23 protein-coding genes and 4 pseudogenes are annotated in these 22,629 nt (G+C 72.7%); 2 read left to right on the top strand and 25 right to left on the bottom strand.

What is annotated here, in order from left to right; all coding sequences use genetic code 11:
• Positions 1-19 precede the first annotated feature (19 nt).
• The 14 genes and pseudogenes from ACQ95T_RS04235 to ACQ95T_RS04170 all read right to left on the bottom strand — a co-directional run bounded on the left by ACQ95T_RS04235 (position 20) and on the right by ACQ95T_RS04170 (position 11,423).
• Positions 20-678, bottom strand: a pseudogene (locus ACQ95T_RS04235) (non-canonical purine NTP pyrophosphatase).
• Entirely contained in the window at positions 672-1,472 is an 801-nt protein-coding gene (gene rph, locus ACQ95T_RS04230; RefSeq protein ID WP_425939640.1) for a ribonuclease PH, read from the bottom strand. Before rph ends, ACQ95T_RS04235 begins: the two are co-directional and overlap by 7 nt.
• A gap of 164 nt (positions 1,473-1,636) precedes the next feature.
• Positions 1,637-2,026 (bottom strand): hypothetical protein, encoded by a 390-nt coding sequence (locus ACQ95T_RS04225; protein ID WP_431473565.1) that lies wholly within the window; start codon positions 2,024-2,026, stop codon positions 1,637-1,639.
• A 5-nt stretch (positions 2,027-2,031) separates the two neighbouring features.
• A complete protein-coding gene (locus ACQ95T_RS04220; RefSeq protein ID WP_425939636.1) occupies positions 2,032-2,571 on the bottom strand; it encodes a cupredoxin domain-containing protein in 540 nt (179 codons plus the stop codon).
• A gap of 21 nt (positions 2,572-2,592) precedes the next feature.
• The gene (locus ACQ95T_RS04215; RefSeq protein WP_425939634.1) at positions 2,593-3,315 is read right to left on the bottom strand and encodes a hypothetical protein; all 723 of its coding nucleotides are present in this window, start codon (positions 3,313-3,315) and stop codon (positions 2,593-2,595) included.
• The gene (locus tag ACQ95T_RS04210; protein ID WP_425939632.1) at positions 3,308-3,886 is read right to left on the bottom strand and encodes an RNA polymerase sigma factor; all 579 of its coding nucleotides are present in this window, start codon (positions 3,884-3,886) and stop codon (positions 3,308-3,310) included. The genes ACQ95T_RS04215 and ACQ95T_RS04210 overlap by 8 nt, the downstream gene beginning before the upstream one ends.
• A gap of 43 nt (positions 3,887-3,929) precedes the next feature.
• Positions 3,930-4,220, bottom strand: a complete 291-nt coding sequence (locus tag ACQ95T_RS04205) for a hypothetical protein (RefSeq protein ID WP_431473564.1) — start codon at positions 4,218-4,220, stop codon at positions 3,930-3,932.
• 5 nt (positions 4,221-4,225) lie between these two features.
• Positions 4,226-5,008, bottom strand: a complete 783-nt coding sequence (locus ACQ95T_RS04200; RefSeq protein WP_425939629.1) for an MBL fold metallo-hydrolase — start codon at positions 5,006-5,008, stop codon at positions 4,226-4,228.
• Between the two features lie 46 nt (positions 5,009-5,054).
• Positions 5,055-5,618, bottom strand: coding sequence for a CBS domain-containing protein (locus ACQ95T_RS04195; protein WP_431473563.1), 564 nt, complete (start codon positions 5,616-5,618; stop codon positions 5,055-5,057).
• Entirely contained in the window at positions 5,609-6,079 is a 471-nt protein-coding gene (locus ACQ95T_RS04190; protein ID WP_431473562.1) for a CNNM domain-containing protein, read from the bottom strand. The genes ACQ95T_RS04195 and ACQ95T_RS04190 overlap by 10 nt, the downstream gene beginning before the upstream one ends.
• Complete coding sequence (locus tag ACQ95T_RS04185) at positions 6,076-7,503, bottom strand: hemolysin family protein (RefSeq protein WP_425939625.1); 1,428 nt, start codon at positions 7,501-7,503, stop codon at positions 6,076-6,078. Before ACQ95T_RS04185 ends, ACQ95T_RS04190 begins: the two co-directional genes overlap by 4 nt.
• Before the next feature lie 203 nt (positions 7,504-7,706).
• Complete coding sequence (gene betT, locus ACQ95T_RS04180) at positions 7,707-9,662, bottom strand: choline BCCT transporter BetT (protein ID WP_431473561.1); 1,956 nt, start codon at positions 9,660-9,662, stop codon at positions 7,707-7,709.
• 137 nt (positions 9,663-9,799) lie between these two features.
• Complete coding sequence (gene murI, locus ACQ95T_RS04175; RefSeq protein WP_425939621.1) at positions 9,800-10,624, bottom strand: glutamate racemase; 825 nt, start codon at positions 10,622-10,624, stop codon at positions 9,800-9,802.
• A gap of 7 nt (positions 10,625-10,631) precedes the next feature.
• Positions 10,632-11,423 carry a fumarylacetoacetate hydrolase family protein gene (locus ACQ95T_RS04170; RefSeq protein ID WP_425939620.1) on the bottom strand — a complete coding sequence of 264 codons (792 nt, stop codon included), beginning with the start codon at positions 11,421-11,423 and terminating at the stop codon, positions 10,632-10,634.
• 115 nt (positions 11,424-11,538) lie between these two features.
• Between ACQ95T_RS04170 and ACQ95T_RS04165 the strand changes: the two genes are divergently transcribed.
• Both ACQ95T_RS04165 and ACQ95T_RS04160 read left to right on the top strand, forming a co-directional pair.
• Positions 11,539-12,891 carry a S8 family serine peptidase gene (locus ACQ95T_RS04165; protein ID WP_425939618.1) on the top strand — a complete coding sequence of 451 codons (1,353 nt, stop codon included), beginning with the start codon at positions 11,539-11,541 and terminating at the stop codon, positions 12,889-12,891.
• Positions 12,892-12,978: 87 nt separating this feature from the next.
• Complete coding sequence (locus ACQ95T_RS04160) at positions 12,979-13,842, top strand: 3-methyladenine DNA glycosylase (protein ID WP_425939616.1); 864 nt, start codon at positions 12,979-12,981, stop codon at positions 13,840-13,842.
• A gap of 10 nt (positions 13,843-13,852) precedes the next feature.
• Here ACQ95T_RS04160 and ACQ95T_RS04155 read toward each other — a convergent pair.
• The 11 genes and pseudogenes from ACQ95T_RS04155 to gatB all read right to left on the bottom strand — a co-directional run bounded on the left by ACQ95T_RS04155 (position 13,853) and on the right by gatB (position 22,618).
• Positions 13,853-14,955 (bottom strand): annotated as a pseudogene (locus ACQ95T_RS04155) (branched-chain amino acid aminotransferase).
• 147 nt (positions 14,956-15,102) lie between these two features.
• A complete protein-coding gene (locus tag ACQ95T_RS04150; protein WP_431473560.1) occupies positions 15,103-15,600 on the bottom strand; it encodes a hypothetical protein in 498 nt (165 codons plus the stop codon).
• A 185-nt stretch (positions 15,601-15,785) separates the two neighbouring features.
• Positions 15,786-15,962: pseudogene (locus ACQ95T_RS04145) on the bottom strand (ketol-acid reductoisomerase); the annotation flags it as partial.
• 43 nt (positions 15,963-16,005) lie between these two features.
• Entirely contained in the window at positions 16,006-16,806 is an 801-nt protein-coding gene (locus ACQ95T_RS04140; RefSeq protein WP_425940027.1) for an ABC transporter permease, read from the bottom strand.
• A gap of 71 nt (positions 16,807-16,877) precedes the next feature.
• Positions 16,878-17,786 (bottom strand): ABC transporter permease, encoded by a 909-nt coding sequence (locus ACQ95T_RS04135; protein ID WP_425939610.1) that lies wholly within the window; start codon positions 17,784-17,786, stop codon positions 16,878-16,880.
• A complete protein-coding gene (locus tag ACQ95T_RS04130) occupies positions 17,779-18,705 on the bottom strand; it encodes an ABC transporter ATP-binding protein (RefSeq protein WP_425939608.1) in 927 nt (308 codons plus the stop codon). The genes ACQ95T_RS04135 and ACQ95T_RS04130 overlap by 8 nt, the downstream gene beginning before the upstream one ends.
• A 76-nt stretch (positions 18,706-18,781) precedes the next feature.
• Positions 18,782-19,585: a deoxyribonuclease IV gene (locus tag ACQ95T_RS04125; protein ID WP_425939606.1), complete on the bottom strand. Its 804-nt coding sequence runs from the start codon at positions 19,583-19,585 to the stop codon at positions 18,782-18,784.
• A 5-nt stretch (positions 19,586-19,590) separates the two neighbouring features.
• Positions 19,591-20,118 (bottom strand): SixA phosphatase family protein, encoded by a 528-nt coding sequence (locus ACQ95T_RS04120; protein WP_425939604.1) that lies wholly within the window; start codon positions 20,116-20,118, stop codon positions 19,591-19,593.
• On the bottom strand, positions 20,057-20,377 hold the full coding sequence (locus ACQ95T_RS04115) for an NAD(P)-dependent oxidoreductase (protein WP_431473904.1): 321 nt from the start codon (positions 20,375-20,377) through the stop codon (positions 20,057-20,059). Before ACQ95T_RS04115 ends, ACQ95T_RS04120 begins: the two co-directional genes overlap by 62 nt.
• A gap of 85 nt (positions 20,378-20,462) precedes the next feature.
• Positions 20,463-20,786 (bottom strand): annotated as a pseudogene (locus ACQ95T_RS04110) (NAD(P)-dependent oxidoreductase); the annotation flags it as partial.
• Between the two features lie 320 nt (positions 20,787-21,106).
• Positions 21,107-22,618 carry an Asp-tRNA(Asn)/Glu-tRNA(Gln) amidotransferase subunit GatB gene (gene gatB, locus ACQ95T_RS04105; RefSeq protein WP_425940025.1) on the bottom strand — a complete coding sequence of 504 codons (1,512 nt, stop codon included), beginning with the start codon at positions 22,616-22,618 and terminating at the stop codon, positions 21,107-21,109.
• Between the last annotated feature and the right edge of the window lie 11 nt (positions 22,619-22,629).

The raw sequence follows: 22,629 nt of genomic DNA, 5'->3' as shown, positions 1-22,629 counted from the left end.
CCCCGCTGCGGCGGCCGGGCTATGCCAGGAGGGTCTCGACGTCCTGAGCCAGGGCCCGGAAGGCCTCGCCCCGGTGACTGACGGCGTTCTTCTCCTGCGCCGAGTGCTCGGCGAGCGTGCGACCGTCGGGGGCACCAGCAGAGGATCGTAGCCGAAACCGTTGTCCCCCACCGGCTCCCGGCCCAGGACACCGCGGCAGTGACCCTCCCTCACCACGTGGTGACCGCTCGTGCCCGAGCGCTCCCCGGGGAGCACCAACGCGGCGGCGCACACGAACCCCGCCGCCCGGTGCTCGTCGGGCACGTCGGCCAGCTGCGCGAGCAGGAGGAGCTGGTTGTTGGCCTCGTCGACCGGGATGCCGGCAGAGCGGGCCAGCGGCCCGGCCCAGCGCGCGGAGAACACGCCAGGGGACCCGCCCAGGACGTCCACGGCCAGCCCGGAGTCGTCGGCGAGCGCCGGGAGCCCGGTGGCGGAGGCGGCATACCGGGCCTTCAGCAGGGCGTTCTCCGCGAACGTGACCCCCGACTCGACGACGTCGGCCAGCCCCTCGAAGGCGTCCAGCCCGACCAGTTCCAGGCCGGTCCGGTCCAGGGCGTCGCGCAGGATCTCGCGCAGCTCGACGACCTTGTGCCCGTTGCGGGTCGCCAGGACGAGGCGACGCTCCGGACCGCTCACCAGGTCGGAGGGCCCTGGTCGACGTCGGCCCCGGCCTCGTGGGAGTCCGACCCGCCCATGTCGTCGGCCCCGAACGCCGCCTGCTGCCGGGCCGTCAGCTCGGCGCAGCCCTCGGCGGCGACGTCCAGCAGCGCGTCGAGCAGCTCGCGGTCGAAGGGGACCCCCTCAGCGGTGCCCTGGACCTCGACGTAGCGGCCGTCGCCGGTCATCACGACGTTCATGTCGGTGTCTGCGGTCGCGTCCTCCTCGTAGTCCAGGTCCAGGACGGGTTCACCGTCCACCACGCCGACGCTGACCGCGCAGATGGACCCCACGACCGGCTCGGCCGTGGCCTTGATGAGGCCCTGGCTGCGGGCCGACTCGACGGCGTCCACGAGCGCCACGAAGGCACCCGTGATGGCCGCGGTGCGGGTCCCGCCGTCGGCCTGCAGGACGTCGCAGTCGATCTGGATCGTGTTCTCACCCAGGGCGCCGAGGTCGACCACCGCGCGCAGGGAGCGCCCGATCAACCTGCTGATCTCGTGCGTGCGGCCCCCGATCCGGCCCTTGACCGACTCACGGTCGGAGCGGGTGTGCGTGGCCCGCGGCAGCATGGCGTACTCCGCCGTGGTCCAGCCCTTGCCGCTGCCCTTGCGCCAGCGCGGGACGCCCTGGGTGAACGACGCGGCGCACAGCACGCGGGTCTTTCCGAACTCCACGAGCACGCTGCCCTCGGCGTGGTCGAGCCAGTTGCGGGTGATCCTGATCTCCCGCAGCTCGTCGGGGGCGCGGCCGTCGTGGCGGGTTCCGGTGGTCATGGAGCCAGCGTAGGCCGTCGCGGGAACGACCGGGGGCGCAGGCCCCACCCGCTCAGGAACGGCGGGTCCCGCTCAGGAGCGGCTCGTCCCGCTCAGGAGCGGCTCGTCCCGCCCTGCGGGCGGGTCAGCATGAGGCCGACCGCGGCCGCTCCTGCCGCCAGCGCTCACACGAGGATGCTGACGACCTTCTCCGGCGACCAGAGCGGGTCGTACATCGAGGGGATCGGGCCGATGGCCGGCACGTCGACGAAGTGGTAGAGCAGCACCGGTCCCAGCGCCGACAGCGCGACCAGGAGAGCGACCGCGTAGGCCCACCACCGGCCGGTGACCAGCACCAGCACCGCGACCACGGCAGCCGCGGCACCCTGGGCACGGAAGAGGTTGCCGCCGCCGATCCCGCCCGGCGCGGCGATGTCCATCACCGGGGCCATCCGCAGGTGGACGAAGGCGTCCACCGCCAGCCCGAGGACGACCAGCGCCCGCACGACGAGCTCGGTGCGGCGGGTCGTGCCCGGGGTCTCGGTGCGTCCCGGCGACCGGGCGAGCGTGCGCATCCTGCTCACCCCTCCACGACGAGCGTGTCGGTCATGTTCGGGTGCGGCGTGCAGTGGAAGGGGTACTCCCCCGCCTCGTCCGGCACGGTGAAGGTGACCTCCTCGCCCGGCCCGACCACCACGTCGAAGGCGTCCCCCTCGTCGGCGGTGACGGTGTGGCCCACGCCGTCCTCGTTGCGGACGGTGATCTCGGCCCCGGGCATCACCGAGTCGGGCACCTCGTACTCGAAGTCCTCGATGACGATGATGAGGTCGTCGTCGTCGTCATCATCGTCGTCGTCGCTGGTCGCTGCCGCGCCCTGCGTGGACTCCTCGGTGGTCTCCTCGGCGCTGGAGTCCTCCGTCATCGACTCCTCGCCCGTCTCCTCGGCGGTCGTGTCCTCGGTGGCCGCGGGGGTGGAGGCCGACGGGGTGTCCTCCTCGGCGGTGGGGGTGGAGGAGTCACCGCCGCACGCGGTGAGCAGGCCGAGCGCGAGCGCGAACGCGCCGGCACGGACGGGGAGGCGGGGAAGGCTGCGGACCTGGGGCTGGGCGTTGGCGTTCATGGGGGTGGTACGTCCCACGCCTCAGTCGGGATTGCGCCCGACGTCGGCGGTCGCCCAGACCCGGCCGGACTCGGCGACGAGCTCGACCGCGACCGGCTCGGTGCCGGCGACCGGGACGACCCAGCTGTTGGCGTGGTCGGCCGACAGGCTCCACTCGGCGACGTCCTCGACGGACCCGTCGGCGAGGAGCAGGCGGCAGGTGTAGCGCCGTCCCACCGGGCCGTCCTCGACCTCCACGACGAGCACGTCCCCCGTGCTGTCGTAGCTCTGGGAGACCCTGCCCACCCGGACCCCCTCCCCCGTGACCAGTGCGGCGGACCACGGGGTGTCGGCCGGCTCCTCGTCCGGCCGCACCAGGGCGGCCGTGACGCCTGCTCCCGCCACCAGGCCGATCAGACCGGCCGCCGCCAGCTGCAGGACCGCGCGGCGGCCGGGTCGGGGGGCCGCACCTGCGCCGACCTGCTCCGCCGCGTCCACCGCGTCCACCGTCACCGGGTGGCGCAGAGCGTCGAGCCGGGCCAGCACCCTGGACTCGAAGGTGGGGGGCGGAGCCAGCCGGGGGACCGCGGGCAGCACCAGCTCGACGGCCCCGGCGAGGTCGTCGTAGTCGCGGCGGCAGGAGCGGCACACGCCCAGGTGCCGCACCACCTCGTCGCGGGCGGCGTGATCGGCCTGTCCCAGCACGACCGCGACGAGGAGGTCCTCCTCGGGGTGCAGGTCCTGACCGACGGACGGCTCAGTCATGCTCCATCTCCTTGGCGGCGCGCAGGCGGCGCAACCCGGTGCGGATGCGGGTCTTGGCGGTCCCCAGCGGGATGCCCTCCCGCTCCCCCACCTCGGCCGCGGTGCAGCCCCCGAGCACGGCCAGCACGACGGCCCGGGCCTGCTCCGGGGCCACCCGGTGCAGCTGACGGACCGCCTGCTCGGCCTCGATCCGGTGCAGGGCGCCCTCCTGCAGGTCCGGGGAGGAGCGCAGCGAGTCCTGCAGCAGCTGGTTGAGGATCTCGTCGTCGGTGGGGCTGCTGCGGCGCGCACGCACGGCGTCGATGGCCGCGTTGCGGGTGATCGTCAGCAGCCACGTGAGCACCGAGGCCCGTCGGGGGTCGTAGCCGGCGGCCGCGCCCCAGGCCCGTACGAAGACCTCCTGGCAGACGTCCTCGGCCAGCGCGGGGTCGTGGGTGATCCCCACCGCCATGCCGAAGACGGGCGCCTGGAAGCGCCGGACGAAGGCGGCGGACACCGCCGGGTCGTCCAGTGCGAGCCCGGCCAGCAGCGCGCCGTCGTCGGCGCGGTCCGCCCGGGAGACGGCGGCCATGTCTGAGAGTACGTCCGGGGGGACCTCCATGGATTGCCGCCGCTCAGAGGAGGGTCGTGCCCAGGAAGACCAGGTATGCCGCGAGCGCCGCCCAGGCGGCCCCGGCGACGGCCGCGGAGGGGGCGCGCACGGCATACAGGACCCCGCTGACCGCGAGCAGGAGCCAGCACAGCGGATGCCCCCAGCGCACGGCCAGGGCCTGGAGGCCGGCGGCGGTGTCCGCCCGGTCGGGCACGACCACCGTCCAGATCCCGGCGAGGGTCAGCGCCGCGGCGGCCCCGCCCAGCCCGACCACCCGGCGGTGCCCCTCCAGCCACGGTCCCGGCCCCTCCACCTCCGTCACCGCCCGGCGCGCGGGGTGCCGGCGACCGGGACCGTGGCGTCGGGCACGGCCAGCTCGACCTCCCCCGGCCACACCCGTGCTGCCTCGGCACGCGCCTCCTGGGGGTCGGTCCAGGGCGGCAGGTGGGTGAGCATCAACCGGCGGGCGCCGGCGTCGCGCGCGGCCTGCGCGGCCCGGTGGGCGGTCAGGTGGACTCCACGTCCGGGATCGCGGCCCTCCAGGTAGGACGCCTCCGCCAGCACCAGGTCGGCACCGGCCATGATCGGCTCCAGGCCGGGGCAGGTGTCGGTGTCCCCGGTGTAGGCGAGGACGAGGCCGTCGGCCTCGACCCGCAGGCCGTAGGCGGGGACGGGGTGCAGGACGGCGTAGGGGGTGACGGTGAACGGGCCGACGGCGAACGGCCGGCCGTCGACCAGGTCGACGAAGTCCATCCCCGTGACCGGCTCGGGTCCGGCGACCCCGTAGGCCCGGGCCATCCGCTCCGCGGCACCGGCCGGCGCGTGCACGGGCAGGTCCTGGGTGGCCGGGGAGGGCCCGTAGGAGCGGAGCACCCGGAGCCCGGTCAGGTCGAGGCAGTGGTCGGGGTGCAGGTGCGACAGGACGACGGCGTCCAGCCCCAACGGGTCGATGTGCCGCTGCAGCGCGCCGAGGGCCCCGGGTCCCAGGTCGAGCAGCAGCCGCCAGACCCTCCCCTCCGCCCGGGTGCTCACCAGGTAGCAGCTGGCCGGCGAGGAGGGTCCCGGCAGGGAGCCGGAGCAGCCGACGATGGTCAGGTCCATGGGGCCATCGTGCCCGTCGGGGGGCCGTCGTGTCCCGTGCCGGACGTCACGTGTCGGCGGGCGACCGGGGCGCGGGCAGCACCCGGTGGAGGATGTCCGCCACGCTGACCAGCCCGACGACACGGTTCCCGTCGGCGACGACCGCGAGCTGCTCGGCGCTGTCCCTCATGCGACCGAGCGCCTCGTAGACCGGGACGTCCCCGGCCAGCACGAACGCCGGCCGGGCCGTCGGGCGGACCGGCTGTCCGGGGTCCTGGGTCAGGGTGTCGCGCACGTGCACCACACCCGGGAGCCCACCGTCCGCGGTCGACAGCAGGATGCGCATGTGCCCGCTGGTGGCCGCGGCCACCTGGACCTCGTCCACGGTGGCGTCGACCCCGACGGTCACGGGTTCCTGGCCCTCGGGCACCAGGTCGCCCACCGTGAGCCGCTCCAGCTCGAGGACGTCGGAGATCTGGGTCTGGAAGGACTCGTCGAGCGCGCCCTTGGCCGCCGACTGCTCGACGAGGTGACGGATCGTCTCCGCGTCCTGACCGCCGACGGCGGCACGGTCCACCGGAGTGACCCCGCTGGCCCGCACGAGCCGGTTGGCCAGGTTGTTCACTCCCACGAGCAGAGGCCGACGACCCAGATGAAGGCGCGGCCGGGAATGGCGACCAGCTTGGCCGCCCTCTCCGGGTGGGCGATCGCCCAGGACTTGGGGGCCATCTCGCCGACGACCAGGTGCAGGAAGGTCACCAGCAGCAGGGAGAGGGCGAACGAGGTCCCGCCAGCCAGCCAGCCGGGGACCCCCAGGGTCTGCAGGGCGGGGCCGAGCCACCGGTCCACGGCCGGCTTGGTGATCGCCCCGAGCGCGAAGGTGGCCGCGGTGATCCCGAGCTGGGCGCCGGCGAGCATGAGGGTGAGCTCGTTGACGCCCTTGAGCGCTGCCCTCGCGGACCGGGAGGTGGCGGCCTCGGCCTCGAGCCGGTGGCGGCGGGCGCCGAGCAGGGCGAACTCGATGATGACGAAGAAGGCGCTGAGGACGATCAGCAGCGCGGTGACGAGGAGGACGACCAGGGGGTCGCTCATCGGGTCTCCTCCCTCGGGTCGTCCTGCCCGGGACGGTCCGCTCCGGCGCGGTCGCCGGGCGGGTCGTCGTCGAGCGAGCGGGTGATCAGCCGGACCCTGACCTCGCTGGGCACGTGCCGCGCCACCTCGAGCACCTCGATCTCCAGCATCCTGGTGACCGGCTCGTCGGACACCACCTCCGAGGGGTCGGCCGGCAGCCCCACCGTCACCACCCGCCCCGCCTCCGGCAGCTCCCCCGTCTCGGCAATGACCAGTCCCGCGACCGTCTCGAAGTCCCCGTCCGGCAGGCGGTGCCCGACGGCCCGCTCCACCTCGTCGAGGTGGACGTCGCCGTCCATGCGCCACTCGTCGTCCTCGTGGTCGATGATGAGCTCGGGGGTCTGCTCGTCGTGCTCGTCGGTGATCTCGCCGACGAGCTCCTCGGCCAGGTCCTCCAGGGTGAGGATCCCGGCGAAGCCGCCGTACTCGTCGATGACGCAGGCCATCTGCTGACCGGCGGAACCCAGCTCGTCGACGGCCGCGGGAAGGGGCATGAGGGTGGGGACGACGATCGGGGGGCGCATGACCTCCCGGACGAGGGTCCCGGGCTCCGGGCGTCCCCGCAGCACGTCGACCAGCTGCACGACCCCGACCGGCTCGCCCTGCTCGTCGACGACCGGGTAGCGCGTGTGCGCCCGGGCCATCAGGCCGCGCACCTCGCCCACGGTCGTGTCGGGGGTGATGGTGTCCACCCGGGCCCGCGGGATCATCGCGTGCTCGACGTCCTGGTCCGGGAAGTCCAGGATGCGGTCCAGCAGCATCGACAGCTCCTCCGGCAGGTCGCCGCTGTCGCGGGAGTCGGAGACGATCCGCCCCAGGTCCTCGGCGGTCGCGGTCGTGTCCAGGTCGTGGATCGGCTCGATCCCCACCGTCCGCAGGAGGAGGTTGGCCGACTTGTCGAAGAAGCTGATGAGCCAGCCGAAGACGGCCAGGTAGATCAGCGTCGAGCGGGCCAGCCACCGGGCCATCGGGCCGGCGTTGGCAATCGCCAGGTTCTTGGGGTACAGCTCACCGAAGAGCATCTGCACGACGGTCGCGACCGCGAGCGCGGCCACGGTCCCCACCGAGATGCTGACTGCCGGCGAGACGCCGACTCCGCCGAGCAGCGTCCCCAGTGCCTGCCCCACGAGCGGTTCGGCGACGTAGCCGATGAGCAGGCCGGTCACGGTGATCCCCAGCTGGGCGCCGGACAGCATGAACGAGGTCCGCCCGGTGACCTTCAGGGCCCGCTCGGCCGCCGCGTCGCCGGACCTGGCCTGGGCCGCGAGCCGGTTGCGGTCGACCGACATGTAGGCGAACTCCTGGGCCACGAAGTACCCGTTCGCCGCGATGATGAGCAGGATCGCGAGGATGCCGACGAGCAGGAGCAGGATCGCGCCGGTCACGGGCGAAGGCTCCGACGACAGCCGGCGGTCAGGTCGTGCGGTGTCACAGCGATCTCTCCCCAGGGTCGGGCCGCCGTTCCTGGCCCGGTCGGCGGTGGGCTCAGGCTACCCGGCCAGGATCGACCGGAGGAACGAGGTGGTGCGGGTCGTGGAGCGGCTCCGCGCGATGGGGTCTCCTCGCCGACGGCATCGCGTCGATGAGCTCAGGAGGGCTTGTCGTTGAGATAGGCGGTGCTGCTCGCCCATCGTTCGTAATGGTCGAGCACGTCATGACAGACCTGCTCACCCTCGTAGCTGATGAGGTCGTCACCACCCCCGGTCGGGAGCGCCACCGACAGCGTCGTCGTGAGGTCGTCAGCCTCCCGGACCCGCGCTCCGAAGCTGGGCGCGGGAACCCGTCGCACCTGGACCTCGTACCGGAAGCCGCCCCCTTCCCCTGGCACGGTCAGGGTCGCCGTGCGCAGCAGGCGTCCGGTCGCCGACGGCTCGCTGACCGCGACGTCCGCGGCCAACCCTCGCTCTCGCAGGGCCCCTTCGACCTCATGCAGGGCAGGGACGACGACTTCCTCGAAACGGTGGTTCGCCTGACGTACGGAGACAGTGCCCAGGGCCTGGGCCAGCCTTCTCCGCCAAGAGCCTGGAGACCCCGCCGGCTCACGACCGACGATCGACGAGGTGATCGAGGCGCGCGCGGCCGCGTCCGACGCCTTCTCATCCTCGAGCGCGCGGTGCAGCCCGAACATCGTCAGGATCATCACCAGCGCGAACGGCAGACCCATGATGATGGTGGCGCTCTGCAGCGCCGGGATTCCACCGACGAGCAGCATCGCCACGGTGAGCACACCGGTGGCCACGGCCCAGCCGATTCTGAGGGAAGGGTGGGCATCCACCTCCGTGTCCGGCAGCTCCGACGACAGGTTGGCCATGACGAGGGCTCCGGAGTCGGCCGAGGTCACGTAGAACAGGAGCCCCACGAAGGTGGCCAGGGCGACCAGCAGTATCGGGAGCGGGTAGTCCTGCAACAGGGTGAAGAACCCGACCTCCGGAGTGTTCATCGCGGCCTCGCCGAAGGCCTCGTCCCCGCTGCGAATACGGTCGACGGCGCTGTTGCCGAAGATGGTCACCCACATGACGATGTAGCTGAAGGGGATCGTCAGGGTGCCGACCACGAACTGACCGATGGTTCGTCCCTTGGAGATGCGGGCGAGGAACATGCCCACGAAACTCGCCCACGCGATCCACCAGGCCCAGAAGAACAAGGTCCACCACCCCATCCACTCGGCGGGATAGTCGTAGGCCATCGTGTCGAGCGTCATGCCCGGGAACATCGACAAGAAGTCACCGATGTTCATCATGGCGGCACGAAGCAGGAAGGCCGTGCTACCCGTCACGAGGACCCAGGCCGCGAGGACGATGGCAAGAAGGACGTTGAGCTGACTCAGGACACGAATTCCTCGGTCGATCCCGGTGGTGGCCGACACCGTTGCCACGACCACGGCGAGCACCACGAGCCCGATCTGGGCGGGCACACCTTGAGGCACTCCCACCAGGATGTCCAGCCCCACGTTCAGCATCACGACACCGATGCCCAACGAGGTGGCGACGCCGAAGATCGTGCCCAGGACGGTCGCGATGTCCACCGCGTCTCCGATCGGACCACTGATCCGTCTTCCCAATACGGGGTACAACGCAGACCGGACCGCGAGCGGGAGTCCCTTGCGGTGGGCGAAGTAGCCGAGCGCGATGCCCATGAGTGCGTACATGGCCCACCCGGTGATCCCGTAGTGGAACAGGGTCCAGACCGTCGCCTCGCGGGCAGCCTCCAGCGTGCCGCCCTCACCCTGGGGGGGCGCCAGATACTGCGACGCGGGTTCTGCCACGGCGAAGAACATCAGGTCCGTGCCGATCCCTGCGGCGAAGAGCATCGAGGCCCACGTGATGGTGGAGAACTCCGGGCGGTCGTCCTCCCGCCCCAGCCGCACCCTGCTGTGGCGGATCCCGACGTAGACCACGAAGACCAGGATCGCGGTGGCGAGGGCGATGTAGAACCACCCGAACCACTCCGAGATCCACCCCACGGCCACCCCGAGGATCTCCTGGGCGTTCGCGGGGGCCACCAGGGCCCAGCCGGCGACCAGCGCGATGATCGTTCCGGACACGCCGATCACACCCCACCTGGCCCGGGGCCGTCCTGGAGGGGCGACAGGGTCCCCCGGCGCCGGCGTGGTGGATCGCATCGATGGCCTTCCTGGAACTGGTGCCACTAGGTGCAAGGCGGGTCAGGGAAGCGCTGACCTTAGCGCACCGGGCCCTCGTCCTCACGGCCCACGAACGCCCGGTGCACCTGATCGACCTCGGGCCCCAGGAAGCGCCGGGCCAGGAAGGTGAACCCGTGCGGGTCGCCGGTCGTCAGCCACTGGTGCTGCGGTTCGTTGCCCGCCGGGGCGAGCAGGTCGCCGTCGGTGAGCACGCGGAACAGGTCGGCCGCCGTCGCTGCGGCCGAGGAGACGAGGGTGACCTCCTCGCCGAGGACGTACTGCAGGGCCGAGGTGAGCAACGGGTAGTGCGTGCACCCCAGGATGAGGGTGTCCACCCCCTTCTCCTGCAGCGGCCCCAGGTAGCCGCGCGCCGTCTCGATGACCTCGGGGCCGCTGGTGATCCCGGCCTCGACGAGCTCGACGAACCGCGGACACGGCTGGGAGGTCACGTCGACCTCCGGGGGGGCGGCGACGAAGGCGTCCAGGTACGCGCGCGACTGGTGGGTGGCCCGGGTGGAGATCACCCCGATCCGGCCCGAGCGGGTCACCGCCATGGCCCGCCGGACGGCGGGCCGGATCACCTCGACGACGGGCACGTCATACCTCTCCCTGGCGTCCGCCAGGACGGCCGCGGAGGCGCTGTTGCAGGCGATGACGAGGGCCTTGACCCCGTGGTCGACCAGTCGGTCGAGGCACTCCAGGGCGAACTGCCGCACCTCGGCGATCGGCCGCGGGCCGTAGGGGGTGCGCGCGGTGTCGCCGAGGTAGAGGATCGACTCCCGGGGCAGCTGGTCGAGAATCTCCCGCGCGACGGTGAGCCCGCCGAACCCGGAGTCGAAGACCCCGATCGGGGCGTCGGTCATGCGCGGGTCAGTCCTGCTCGTCGGCCGGCTCGGCGGCGACGAACGGGTTGGCCAGGGAGCCGATGCCCTCGATGGTCACCTCGCACCGCTGGCCGGGGCCGACCGGCCCCACCCCCGCGGGCGTGCCGGTGAGCAGCACGTCCCCCGGGAGCAGGGTGAAGGCCGCGGAGGCGTGCGCGATGAGCTCGCCCACGCCGAAGTGCAGGTCGGCGGTCGTGCCGTCCTGCCGCACCTCGCCGTCGACGGTCGTGACGATGCGCAGGTCCGAGACGTCCAGGTCGGTCTCGATCCACGGCCCGAGCGGCGTGAAGGTGTCCATGCCCTTGGCGCGGGCCCACTGGTGGTCGCCGCGCTGCAGGTCACGGGCGGTGACGTCGTTGGCGACCGTGTAGCCGAAGACGACCGAGGCGGCGTCCTTCGCCGCCACGTCCTTGCACAGCCGGCCCACGACCACGGCGAGCTCGCCCTCGTAGGAGATCTCGTGGGCGAACGGGGGGATCACCACCGGGTCCCCGGGCCCGCACACGGAGGTGTTGGGGATGAAGAACATCATCGGTTCCTCGGGCAGCTCGGTGCCCATCTCCCGGGCGTGGTCGGCGTAGTTGCGACCGATCGCCACGACCTTGCTCCGCGGGATGACCGGGGCCAGCAGCCGGACGTCCGCCACCAGGTGGGTCTCTCCGGTGAGCTCGATCCGGGTGTAGAGCGGGTCGCCGGAGATCTCGGCGATCTTCTCGCCCGCCCCGTCCACGAGGCCGAAGCGGGGGTCGTCACCGTCGGTGAATCGGCAGATGCGCATGGGTCACCAGGGTAGGGGGTCGGCACGCGCCACCTACCGGTGAAGGAAGACCCTGGACGACGGGCTCGTGCAGGAGGAAAGTAGGTGATCCAGATCACACACTCGGGAGGACATCGTGAGGATCAGGTATGCAGTCGCGGCCCTGGGCGGTCTCGGGCTCATGACCACCGGGCTGACGACGGTGGCTCAGGCCGACGCCGACGGTGACCGCACCACCTACATCGTCGTCAGCAACGGCGGGTCGCTGCCCGCCCGCTTCGAGCAGCAGGTCCAGCGGGCCGGTGGCACGGTCACCACCGCCCACCCCTTCGGCGTGGCCGTCGTCGAGGCCGGCCCCTCGTTCAGGGGCGTCGCCGGGACGAGCACGGTGGTCGACTCCGGCTTCGACGTCGATCTGGGCCCGCGCGTCGCTCTCGAGGCCCGGCCCGAGAACCTGCCCCCCGCGTCGGGGAACGACGACACGCTCTTCGACCTGCAGTGGGGTCACGTCCCCGTCGGGGCGGTCGAGGCCTGGGAGGCGGGGGTCCGCGGAGCCGGCGTCCGCGTCGCCGTGCTCGACACGGGGTTCGACCTCGACCATCCCGACCTCGCGCCCAACATCGACCTCGCCCTCAGCCGGGACTTCACCGACGAGGGGTTGCAGTACACCCTTGCTGACCCCTTCAGCCACGGCACCCACGTCGCCGGCACGATCGCGGCGGCGGACAACGGCATCGGGGTCATCGGAGTAGCCCCCGAGGCGGAACTCGTGCTCGTCAAGGTGCTCGAGGACGAGGGGTCCGGTGCCTTCGAGGACATCTTCGCCGGCATCCGGCACGCGACCGAGGTCGACGCCGACGTCATCAACATGTCGCTGGGAACCGTGATCCCCCGCAACGCGGCCGGCAACGAGGTCACCCAGCTGGCCAACGCGATGAACCGGGCGATCACCTACGCCCACCAGCAGGGGACGACGGTCGTCGTGTCCGCCGGCAACGAGGCCCAAGACCTGGACGGCGACGGCAACCTCGTCCGGTTCATGACCTCCTCCCCCCACGCCATCGGCATCTCCGCCTACGCCCCCGTGGGCTGGCTCAGCGACTTCTGGGACGGCACCTTCCTGGTGCCGACGACCTACACCAACTACGGCACCTCCATGGTCGACTTCTCCGGGCCGGGCGGGGACACCGCCTACCCGGGCGAGGAGAACTGCACCGTGGCCGGCCTGACCCGGCCGTGCTGGGTCTTCGACCTCGTCTTCAGCACCGGGAGCAGCCTGGACCCGACCGTCGCGTCCTACTACTGGTCCGGCGGGACCTCGATGGCCGCCCCGCACGCCGCGGGGGTCGCCGCGCTGATCATCAGCGAGCACGGTGGCGACATGAAGCCCGCCCAGGTGGAGCGCGAGATGCGACTGCGCGCCATCGACGCAGGCAAGCCGGGCACCGACGACTTCCACGGTCGCGGCGCGGTCCACACCGGCTACTGACCCACCCCTGACGGCGGCCGCTCCCGGACCTCCCGGGGGCGGCCGTCCGTCCGCGGCGGCGGCCGGGACGGCCTACCCTGGATCACCGTGCAGGTGCTTCCTGAGCAGGTATGGCGTGAGCGCGCCGCGGTGCACGCGGTCGCGGTCGCGCAGCTGTCGACCGACCGGCTCGCCCGCCGCGTGGAGGGGCGCCGTCACCCGGTGGACGACTTCCTGTGGGAGTACTACGCCTTCCGCCCCGCCCAGCTGGCCCGCTGGCACCCGGGTCCGGGGGTGGCGCTGGAGCAGGGCGAGGAGCTCGCCGACCGGGCGTACTACGCGCTCGCCGACGGCACGGCATACCTCGACGTCCCTGCCTTCCTGGACCGACGGGGCGCCGCCGTGGAGTTCGTCCGCGACCTTCTGACGTCGACGCTGTCGCGGCCGGGTCGGTTCGGCTGCTTCGGCCTGCACGAGTGGGCGATGGTCTACCGGGCCGGCGAGGAGACGCTGCGGCACCAGGGGTGGCCGCTGCGGCTGGGGCGGGAGGGCACGGATGCCGTCGTCGAGTCGCACACGGTCGCCTGCACCCACGTCGACGCGTTCCGCTTCTTCACCCCCGAGGCCTCACCGCGGAACGCGCTCACCCCCACCCGGGACCGCCAGCGCGAGCTGGAGCAGCCAGGATGCCTGCACGCCGCGATGGACCTCTACAAGTGGTGCTTCAAGCTGGCGCCGGCAGTGCCCAGCGACCTGACGCTGGAGGCCTTCCGCCTCGCCCGGGACGTGCGCGAGCTCGACATGCGCGCGGCGCCCTACGACCTGCGGGAGCTGGGCTACGCGCCGGTGCGGATCGAGACGGCTGAGGGCAAGGCGGAGTACGTCGCGGCCCAGCGGGGGTTCACGCAGCGGTCCAACGCCCTGCGCCGGCGCCTGCTGGAGGTGCTGGACGCGCTCGACTCGCCCGGCTGACCGCCCGCGGTCAGACCAGCTGGTAGAGCCAGCCGTGCCGGTCCTCGGCGCGGCCGTACTGGATGTCCAGCAGCTCCTGCCGCAGCGAGAGGCTGACCTCGTGGGTGTCGGGCATGGTGAGCTCGCCGCCGTTCCAGGCCAGCCGCCCCACGGGCGTGATGACCGCCGCGGTGCCGCAGGCGAAGACCTCGGTGATCTGCCCGGAGGCGACCCCGTCGCGCCACTCGTCGATGGTGAAGCGGCGCTCCTCCACGGTCAGCCCCCGCTCGCGGGCGAGCTCTCGATCAGCGAGGACCGGGTCACCCCCGGCAGGATCGTGCCGGTCAGCTCGGGGGTGACGATGCGCCCGTCGGCGTAGACGAAGAAGAGGTTCATCCCGCCCAGCTCCTCCACGGCCAGGTGCTCCTGGGCGTCGAGGAAGACGACCTGGTCGCAGCCGTGCTCGATGCCCTCGGCCTGGGACGCCAGGGAGGCGGCGTAGTTGCCTCCGCACTTGGCGGCCCCGGTCCCGCCGGGCGCGGCCCGGACGTACTTCTCGCTGACCCACAGGCTCACCGGCTTCAGGCCACCGGCGAAGTAGGCCCCGGCCGGGGAGCAGATGACGCTGAAGAGCGCCCGGTTGCTCGGACGCACCCCCAAGGCCTCCTCGGTGGCGATCATGAAGGGCCGGATGTAGAGCGAGGTCTCCCCCGACCCGGCCGGCGGGACCCACCCCTGGTCGAGCCGGACGACCTCCTTGATCGCGTCGAGGAACATCGTCGGCGGCAGCTCGGGCAGCGCGAGCCGGCGGGCGGAGGCGTTGAGCCGCTCCGCGTTGCGCTCGGGCCGGAAGGTCCACACCGTCCCGTCCTCGTGCCGGTAGGCCTTGAGCCCCTCGAAGATCTCCTGGCCGTAGTGGAAGACGGCCGCCGAGGGGTCCAGCGGGATGGGACCGTAGGGCACCACCCGGGCGTCGTGCCACCCCTGGTCCTTGTCCCACCCGATCATCGCCATGTGGTCGGTGAACACGTTGCCGAAGCCGGGGTTCTCCAGGACCGCGGCGATCTCCTCCGGGGAGCGGCGCTGCTCGCGCTCGGTGACGGTGAAGGCCGTGGACGTCGTCGTCGTGGTCATGGGACGCAGCGTAGTCGGCGACCCTGACGACGCCTCGCTGCCCTGCCCGGTATGCCGCGTTGTGGGCCCGGAGGGGGACGCGAGCCCGGAGGGGACGCGAGCCCGGAGGGGACGCGAGCCTGAAGCGGGACTAGCGGATCCAGCTCATCATCGCGCGGACCCGCCGCCGACGTGCTCGATCGGGTGGGCCGCACGGGCCGCCGCACGGCGGCTGGTCGCCCCGGCGGCCGGACCGGTCCCGGGACGTCCGTCCGGCCCGTGCTGGGTGGCGAAGCCGGCCTGGGTGATCTGCTCCACCCGGGTGCGGAGCTCGTGGACGACCGCGAGGTAGGCGACCTCCTCCTCCACCCCCCGCCGCACCAGCTCCTCGAACGCGTCCTCGACCGCCCGCTGGAGGGGCGCGTGGACCTGCTCCTCGGCATACCTCCACGCGGTGGCCTGGTGCTCCAGGGTGGTGACGATCGCGCCGGAGCGCAGCGACCCCATCGCGGCGGCGTAGGCGGTGAGCGTGGCCCAGGCGGCGCCGCTCTCGTCCCGGGCGACGGCGACCAGGGCCGGGCAGCCACGGCCGTCGAGGTACTCCTCCCGCACCCGGTCCCCGTCGCCGACCGCACGGAGCATCCCGAGGTCGACGCCCTCGGGCACGGTGAGCTCCCCGGCGACGACCGCTCCGCGGAGGTCACCACGACGAGGTCGCCCGGCTCCGTCCCGCCCGTGAGCAGACGTTGCACCGTGGAGGGGTCGGCCTCGCCGGAGTCGCTCCCCGTGGGGACGAGGACGATGTCGCAGCGGGCGACCGCCTCCTCCGCCGTGGTCACCGCCAGCCCCTCCGTCTCCGCGCGCGCCGCCCCCCGGCTGTCCGGCACGGTCCCGACCCACACGTCGACCCCGCTGTCGCGCAGGTTCAGGGCGTGGGCGGCAGCCACGGCGTCGAACCCCAGGACCGCCACCTGCCGGTCCTGCAGGAGCGTCAGATCGGCGGAGTCGGGGTCGAGCACGGAGGTCATGCACCCAGCCTAGTGAGGGACGGCGACCGCCTTCCCGTCGACCTCAGCGCAGGAAGAGCGCCCGCAGGCGCACGGTCGCCAACCACAGCCCGGCGGCGGTCATCACCAGGAAGTAGCCCACGTGCACGAGCGTCACCAGCCCGAGATGGCCCACCGACAGCTGCCGCATCAGCTCCACGGCGTGCCACAGCGGCATCGCCATCACGAACCACTGCACCGTCTCGGGGTAGACGGTGATCGGGTAGAGCGTCGCCGAGAACAGGAACATCGGCAGCATCGCAAAGTTGATCAGGTCCATCTGCTGGAAGGTCTTCAGGTAGCTGGTGATCCCCATCCCCAGCGCGGCGAACCCGAGGGCGACGAGGACGGCCACCGGCACCATGAGCAGGGCCCACCAGCTGGTCACCAGACCCATGAGGGCGAGGACGCCGAGGAAGCCCACCGCGTAGACGAACCCGCGGAACAGGGCCATGAGGATCTCGCCCGCCGCCACGTCCAGCGGGCCGAGGCTGGTCTGCAGCATGGCCTGGTAGAGCTTGGCGAACCGCAGCTTGAAGAAGACGTTCCAGGTGGAGTCGTAGATCGCCCCGTTCATCGCCGAGGTGGCCAGCAGGGCGGGCGCGATGTAGGCGGCGTAGGAGATCGGCTCCCCTCCCGGTCCGGTCACCTCGCCGACCAGTCCGCCCATCCCCACGCCCATGGCCAGCAGGTAGAGGACCGGCTCGACGAACCCCGACACCAGGACCATCCAGTTCTGGTTGCGGATGACGGTGAACCCCCGCTCCAGGACCGCCCCCACGTTGCCGGACGAGAGGGAGCGGAACGGGCGGACCCCGGGATCCACGCCAGGACGTGCCGGGACCCCGTCGGGCGAGGACGCGGGGGTATGCCGTGCCGCCGGGTCCGGGGACGTGCTCACGTGTGCAGCCTCCGGGTGTAGACGCGGACGGCGGCCAGCACGCCGCCGACGGTCAGCGCGAGCAGGAAGCCCAGGTGGACCACGAGCATCACCGGCGACAGCGGGGCTCCGTAGCTGGCGAGCCGGGCCAGCTCGGTGCCGTGCCACACCGGGGAGATCCAGCCGATCCACTGCAGGTAGCCCGGCAGCACCGAGAGCGGGAAAAAGGTGCCGGCGAAGAGGAACATCGGCATGACGACGAAGCGCTGGATGAAGGCGAACTGCAGGCCCTCGTCCCGCAGCGTGGCGGCGTAGGCCTGCAGCGGGGCGCCGAAGGCGGTCGCGGTGAGCACCCCCACGGGCACCACGAGCAACGACTGCGCCCAGCCGCTCGGTGCCGCACCGAAGGCCAGCATGACCAGCCAGAAGACCAGGGACTGCAGGACGAGGCGGATGACCACGGCCACGAGGTGTCCCATCGCCACCTGACCCGGCTCGAGCGGACTGGCCGCCGGCGCGTGGTAGAGCCGCTGCCACTTGAACCCGGCCATGACCGGGTAGGTCATCTCGGCCGTGACGGACATGACGACCGTCGACACGAGCAGCGCGGGCGCGACGAAGGTCAGGTAGTCGACGCCGTCGACGGCTCCGGCTCCCTGCTGGACGAGCGTGCCGAGCCCGATGCCCAGGGCGACCATGTAGACGAGCGGCTGGCCCACCGAGTAGATCAGGATCGGCCAGAAGTAGGCCCGCATGCCGCGCAGCACCGTCTCGGCGTAGTACCAGACCCCGCGGGCCCTGGCCCGCCGCGCCATGACACCGTGGGCCGGCGCCCGGCCCGGGAAGGCGAGCAGGTCCGTGCCGGCGTCCGCGAGGGCCGGCCCCGCGGTGACCGGCTGCTCCTCCGCCGGCTGGCCCTCAGTCAACGAGCGTCCTTCCCGTGAGGCGGAGGAAGACGTCCTCCAGGGAGGACCGGCGCACCAGGGAGGTCACCGGGTGCAGGCCCCGGCGTGCGATCTCCTCCAGGGCCGCCTCGCCGTCGTCGGTGTAGACCAGGATCCGGTCGGGCAGGACCTCGTTGCGCGTCCCGACCCCCTCGAGGTCGGCGACCACCTGGGCGTTGCGCTGCGACCCGAAGCGGACCTCGACGACCTCGCGCGTGGAGTGCTCACGGATGAGCTGGCGGGGCGACCCCTGCGCCATGATCCGGCCGTGGTCGACGACGATGAGGCGGTCGCACAGCTGCTCGGCCTCGTCCATGAAGTGGGTGGTGACCACCAGCGTGGTGCCGGACTCCTTGAGCCGGAAGAGCCGGTCCCACAGGACGTGGCGGGCCTGCGGGTCCAGCCCGGTCGTCGGCTCGTCGAGCAGCAGGATGCGCGGCTCGTTGACCAGGCCCCGCGCGATGGTGAGCCGGCGCTTCATGCCCCCGGAGAGGTTGACCACCTTCTCCGTGGCCTTGGCCTCCAGCTGGGCGAAGGCCAGCAGCTCGTCGGCCTTCGGGCCGAGGAAGGACCGGGGCAGCCCGAAGTACCGCCCGTACATGACGATGTTCTCCCGGACCCGCAGCTCGTCGTCGAGGTTGTCCTGCTGGGGGACGACGCCGAGATGGGCCCGGACCTCCGGACCCTGACGGCCGGGATCCATCCCGAGCACCTGCAGCGTCCCCCCGGTGCGGTCCAGCGTGCCGCCGATCATCCGCATCGTGGTCGACTTGCCGGCCCCGTTGGGCCCGAGCAGCCCGAAGCTCTCCCCGCGGTGGACCTCGAAGTCGATCCCGTCGACGGCCGCGAAGTCGCCGTACTCCTTGCGCAGTCCCCGCGCGCTGATCACCGGCTCGGTCACGTCGCAGGATGCTACGTCGCCCGGCCGAGGAGGACCCAACGGGGTCTCGCCGGAGACGACCCCGCGGCCCGCGGGATCAGACCTTCGCCAGCTCCTGCTGCATCCACAGCGCCTCGGCGCGGTGCTGGGACGCCCCGCCGGGCGTCTCGCTGACGACCGGCGCGCCCGCCTCGCGGACGACGCCGACCAGCTCGTCGGGGTCGATCCGTCCCGACCCCAGGGCGGCGTGCCGGTCGGCGCCGGAGTCGAAGTCGTCCCGGCTGTCGTTGAGGTGGACCAGGTCGATGCGCCCCGTGATCTCCCGCACCCGGGCGACCACGTCGGTCAGCGGGACGCCCCCCGCCCACGCGTGGCAGGTGTCCAGGCAGAAGCCGACGTCCTCGGCCCCCTCGGCCTCCTGCACCGCCGCCCAGAGCAGGGCGATCCGGTCCAGCCGGCGGGCCATCGCGTTGCCGCCGCCGGCGGTGTTCTCGATGAGCAGGGGCACCTTGATGTCGGTGGCCTCCACCGCCTTGCGCCAGTTGTCGAAGCCCGTGGCCGGGTCGTCAGCGTTCCCGACGTGGCCCCCGTGGACGATCAGCCCCCTGGCGCCGATCTCGGCGGCGGCGTCCATGTGCTGCTGGAGCAGCTTGCGGCTCGGGATGCGGATCCGGTTGTTCGTGGAGGCCACGTTGATCATGTAGGGCGCGTGCACGTAGAGGTCCACCCCCGCCTCCTCCGCCGCCGCGCGCAGCGCCCCGGCCCCGCCGGGGTAGAGCACCTGCGGCCCCTTGTAGCTCTGCGGGTCGCCGAGGAAGTGCTGCACGAGCGTGGTGCCGCGGGCCTGCGCCTCGGCCACCGGGTCGGCCTGGTCGACGTGCGCACCGATCCTGATCGTCATGCCCCTCAGCCTAGGTTCCGGGCGCGCAGGGCCACGAGCCGCGCCCCTTCCGGCCCGAGCTGCGACCACGACCCGACGCCGGTGCGCAGCACCGCGGCGGCCGACGTGGGCAGGCCCGAGCCGACCGCCTCCAGCAGCGCGCGGTCGCTGCGGGCCGGGTCGGCCAGGTCGAGGACGAGGCTGCCGACGACCGGCTGGTGGCCGACCAGCCACACGGTCGCGGCGTCGTCGTCGGCCTCCTGGACCGTCTCGAGGGTGGCGTCGACCCCGCCGTCGTAGATGCTGCGCGACGGCCACCGCGGCACGTCCGCGGCGTCGAGTCCGGCGCCCTGCAGCACCAGCTCGGCCGTCTGCCGCGTACGGGCGGCGGTCGAGACGAGCACGAGGTCCGGCAGCAGCCCCTCGTCCGCGAGCCACCGGCCCAGGGCCGCGGAGTCCTCGACGCCGCGCGGCGCGAGCACGCGCTCGTGGTCACCGCCGGGGCTGTTCCCCTCGGCCTTGGCGTGCCGGACGACGACGAGGGTGCGGGTCATGACAGGACCGTACCGAACGCTCAGCCGTCGGCGCCCCCGGTCGCCACCACGTGCTCCAGCCGCCCCCGGTCCCGGTATGCCGTGAGCTGACGGTGCAGGTAGCTCCCCATCCGCGGGAAGGACGCGGGCGAGAGGCCCCACCCACGTGCGGGACGACGAGGACGCCGGGGGTCGACCACAGGGGGTGCCCGTCCGGCAGCGGTTCGGGCTCGGTCACGTCGAGGGCGGCCCGGAGGCGGCCGGCGGCGCACTCGGCCATCAGGGCTTCGGTGTCCACCACCCCCGCCGCGGGCCACGTTGACGACGAGCGCGTCGTCGGGCAGGGCCGCCAGCACCTGCGCGTCGACGAGGCCCGTGGTCGCGCCGGTCAGCGGCACGCAGACCGCCAGCACGTCCGCCCGGGGCAGCAGCTCGGGGAGCCGGTCGCTCCCGTGCACCCGGTCGACGAGGTCGTCACCGGCCCGGTCGGCGCTCGCCACCGCCAGCACCTCGCACTCGGCCGCGACCAGCCGGCGCGCCAGCGCCCTGCCGATGCCGCCGTAGCCCAGCACCAGCACGGTCGAGTCGGCCAACGAGCGCCACGGCTGCCCCTCCGGGGCCGACCGGTCCCACGTCGCGGCGGCCTGGGAGAGGACGTGCTTGGGCAGGTGCCGCTGCGCCGCCAGCATGAGGGTCAGTGCCATCTCGGCGGTCGCGGTGTCGTGCACGCCGACGGCGTTGGCCATCTCCACCCCGTCCGGCAGGTGCGGCAGGGCGTGCTCGTACCCGGCGGACGCGAGCACCACGCCCTGCAGGCCCGGCACCTCGTCCATCCGCCGCAGCCACGGGCCGGCGACCATGGGCAGGGCGAGCACGTGGACGTCCCGCCCGCCACCGGGCACGTGCTCACGGTCCTGCGGGTCGTAGACCTCCACGTCGACCCCGGTGACCGGGCCGAGGAAGGGAGCCAGGTCGGACGGGACGGCGGCGACGACCGGTGCGCCCACCCTCAGCCCTCGACGCCCAGCGTGGTCAGGATCAGCTCACGGGCCTTGGCCGCGTCGGCCTGGCCCCGCATCTCCTTCATCACCTGGCCGATGAGGGCACCGGCAGCCTGCACCTTGCCGCCGCGGATCTTCTCCGCGACGTCGGGGTTGGCCGCGACGACCTTGTCGACGGCGGCCTGCAGCGCACCGTCGTCCTGGACCAGCTCCAGCCCGCGAGCGTCGGCGACCTCGGTCGGGGTGCCCTCGCCGGCGACGACGCCCTCGAGCACCTGCCGGGCCATCGAGTCGTTGAGCCGCCCGGAGGCCACCAGCCCGTCGAGCTCGGCGACGTGGGCGGGGGTCACGCCCAGGTCGGTGACGGCGACGCCGTCGGTGTTGGCCTGGCGCGCCAGCACCCCCGTCCACCACTTGCGCGCCGCGGCCGGGGACGCCCCGGCGGCCACGGTCTCCTCGATGACCTCGACCGCGCCGGCGTTGACGACGTCGCGCATCTCCAGGTCGGAGTAGCCCCAGTCGCCCTGCAGCCGGCGACGACGGTCGGCCGGGTTCTCCGGCAGGGTGGCCCGCAGCCGCTCGACGTCCTCGCGCGAGGGGGCCACCGGCACCAGGTCCGGCTCGGGGAAGTAGCGGTAGTCGTCGGCGTCGGACTTGGGGCGTCCGGCCGTCGTGATGCCGGTGTCCTCGTGCCAGTGGCGGGTCTCCTGGAAGACCGCCTCCCCGGCGTCCAGCACCGCGGCGTGCCGCGTCATCTCGTAGCGCACCGCCCGCTCGACCGACCGCAGCGAGTTGACGTTCTTGGTCTCGGTACGGGTGCCCAGCGTGCTGGACCCCGTCGGCATGAGCGAGACGTTGGCGTCGCAGCGCATGGAGCCCTGCTCCATCTTGACGTCGGAGACGTCGAGGGCCCGCATGAGGTCCCGCAGCGCCGACACGTAGGCCCGGGCCACCTCCGGCGCGCGCTCCCCGGCACCGGTGATCGGCCGGGTGACGATCTCGATGAGCGGGATCCCGGCGCGGTTGTAGTCGACGACGGAGTAGTCGGCCCCGTGGATGCGCCCGGTGGACCCGCCGACGTGGGTGGACTTGCCGGTGTCCTCCTCCATGTGGGCCCGCTCGATCTCCACCCTGAAGACCTCGGACGTCTCACCGCTGCCGTCCGCGGCCGGCACCTCGACGTCGATCCACCCGTCGAAGGCGATCGGCTCGTCGTACTGGCTGGTCTGGAAGTTCTTCGGCATGTCCGGGTAGAAGTAGTTCTTCCGCGCGAAGCGGCACCACTCGGCGATCCGGCAGTTCAGCGCCAGACCGATCCGCACGGCCGACTCCACCGCGGTCGCGTTGACCACCGGCAGCGCACCGGGCATGCCCAGGCAGACCGGGCAGGTCTGGGTGTTGGGCTCGGCACCGAACCCGGTGGCGCACCCGCAGAACATCTTGGTGGCGGTCGACAGCTCGACGTGCACCTCCAGGCCGACGACCGGCTCGTACCGGGTCAGCAGCTCCTCGTAGGGCACGGTGGGGCCGG

Source organism: Ornithinimicrobium carbonis, from assembly GCF_050703245.1.
Classification (GTDB): Bacteria; Actinomycetota; Actinomycetes; order Actinomycetales; family Dermatophilaceae; genus Ornithinicoccus.
This window is presented reverse-complemented; position numbering and strand designations above follow the sequence as displayed.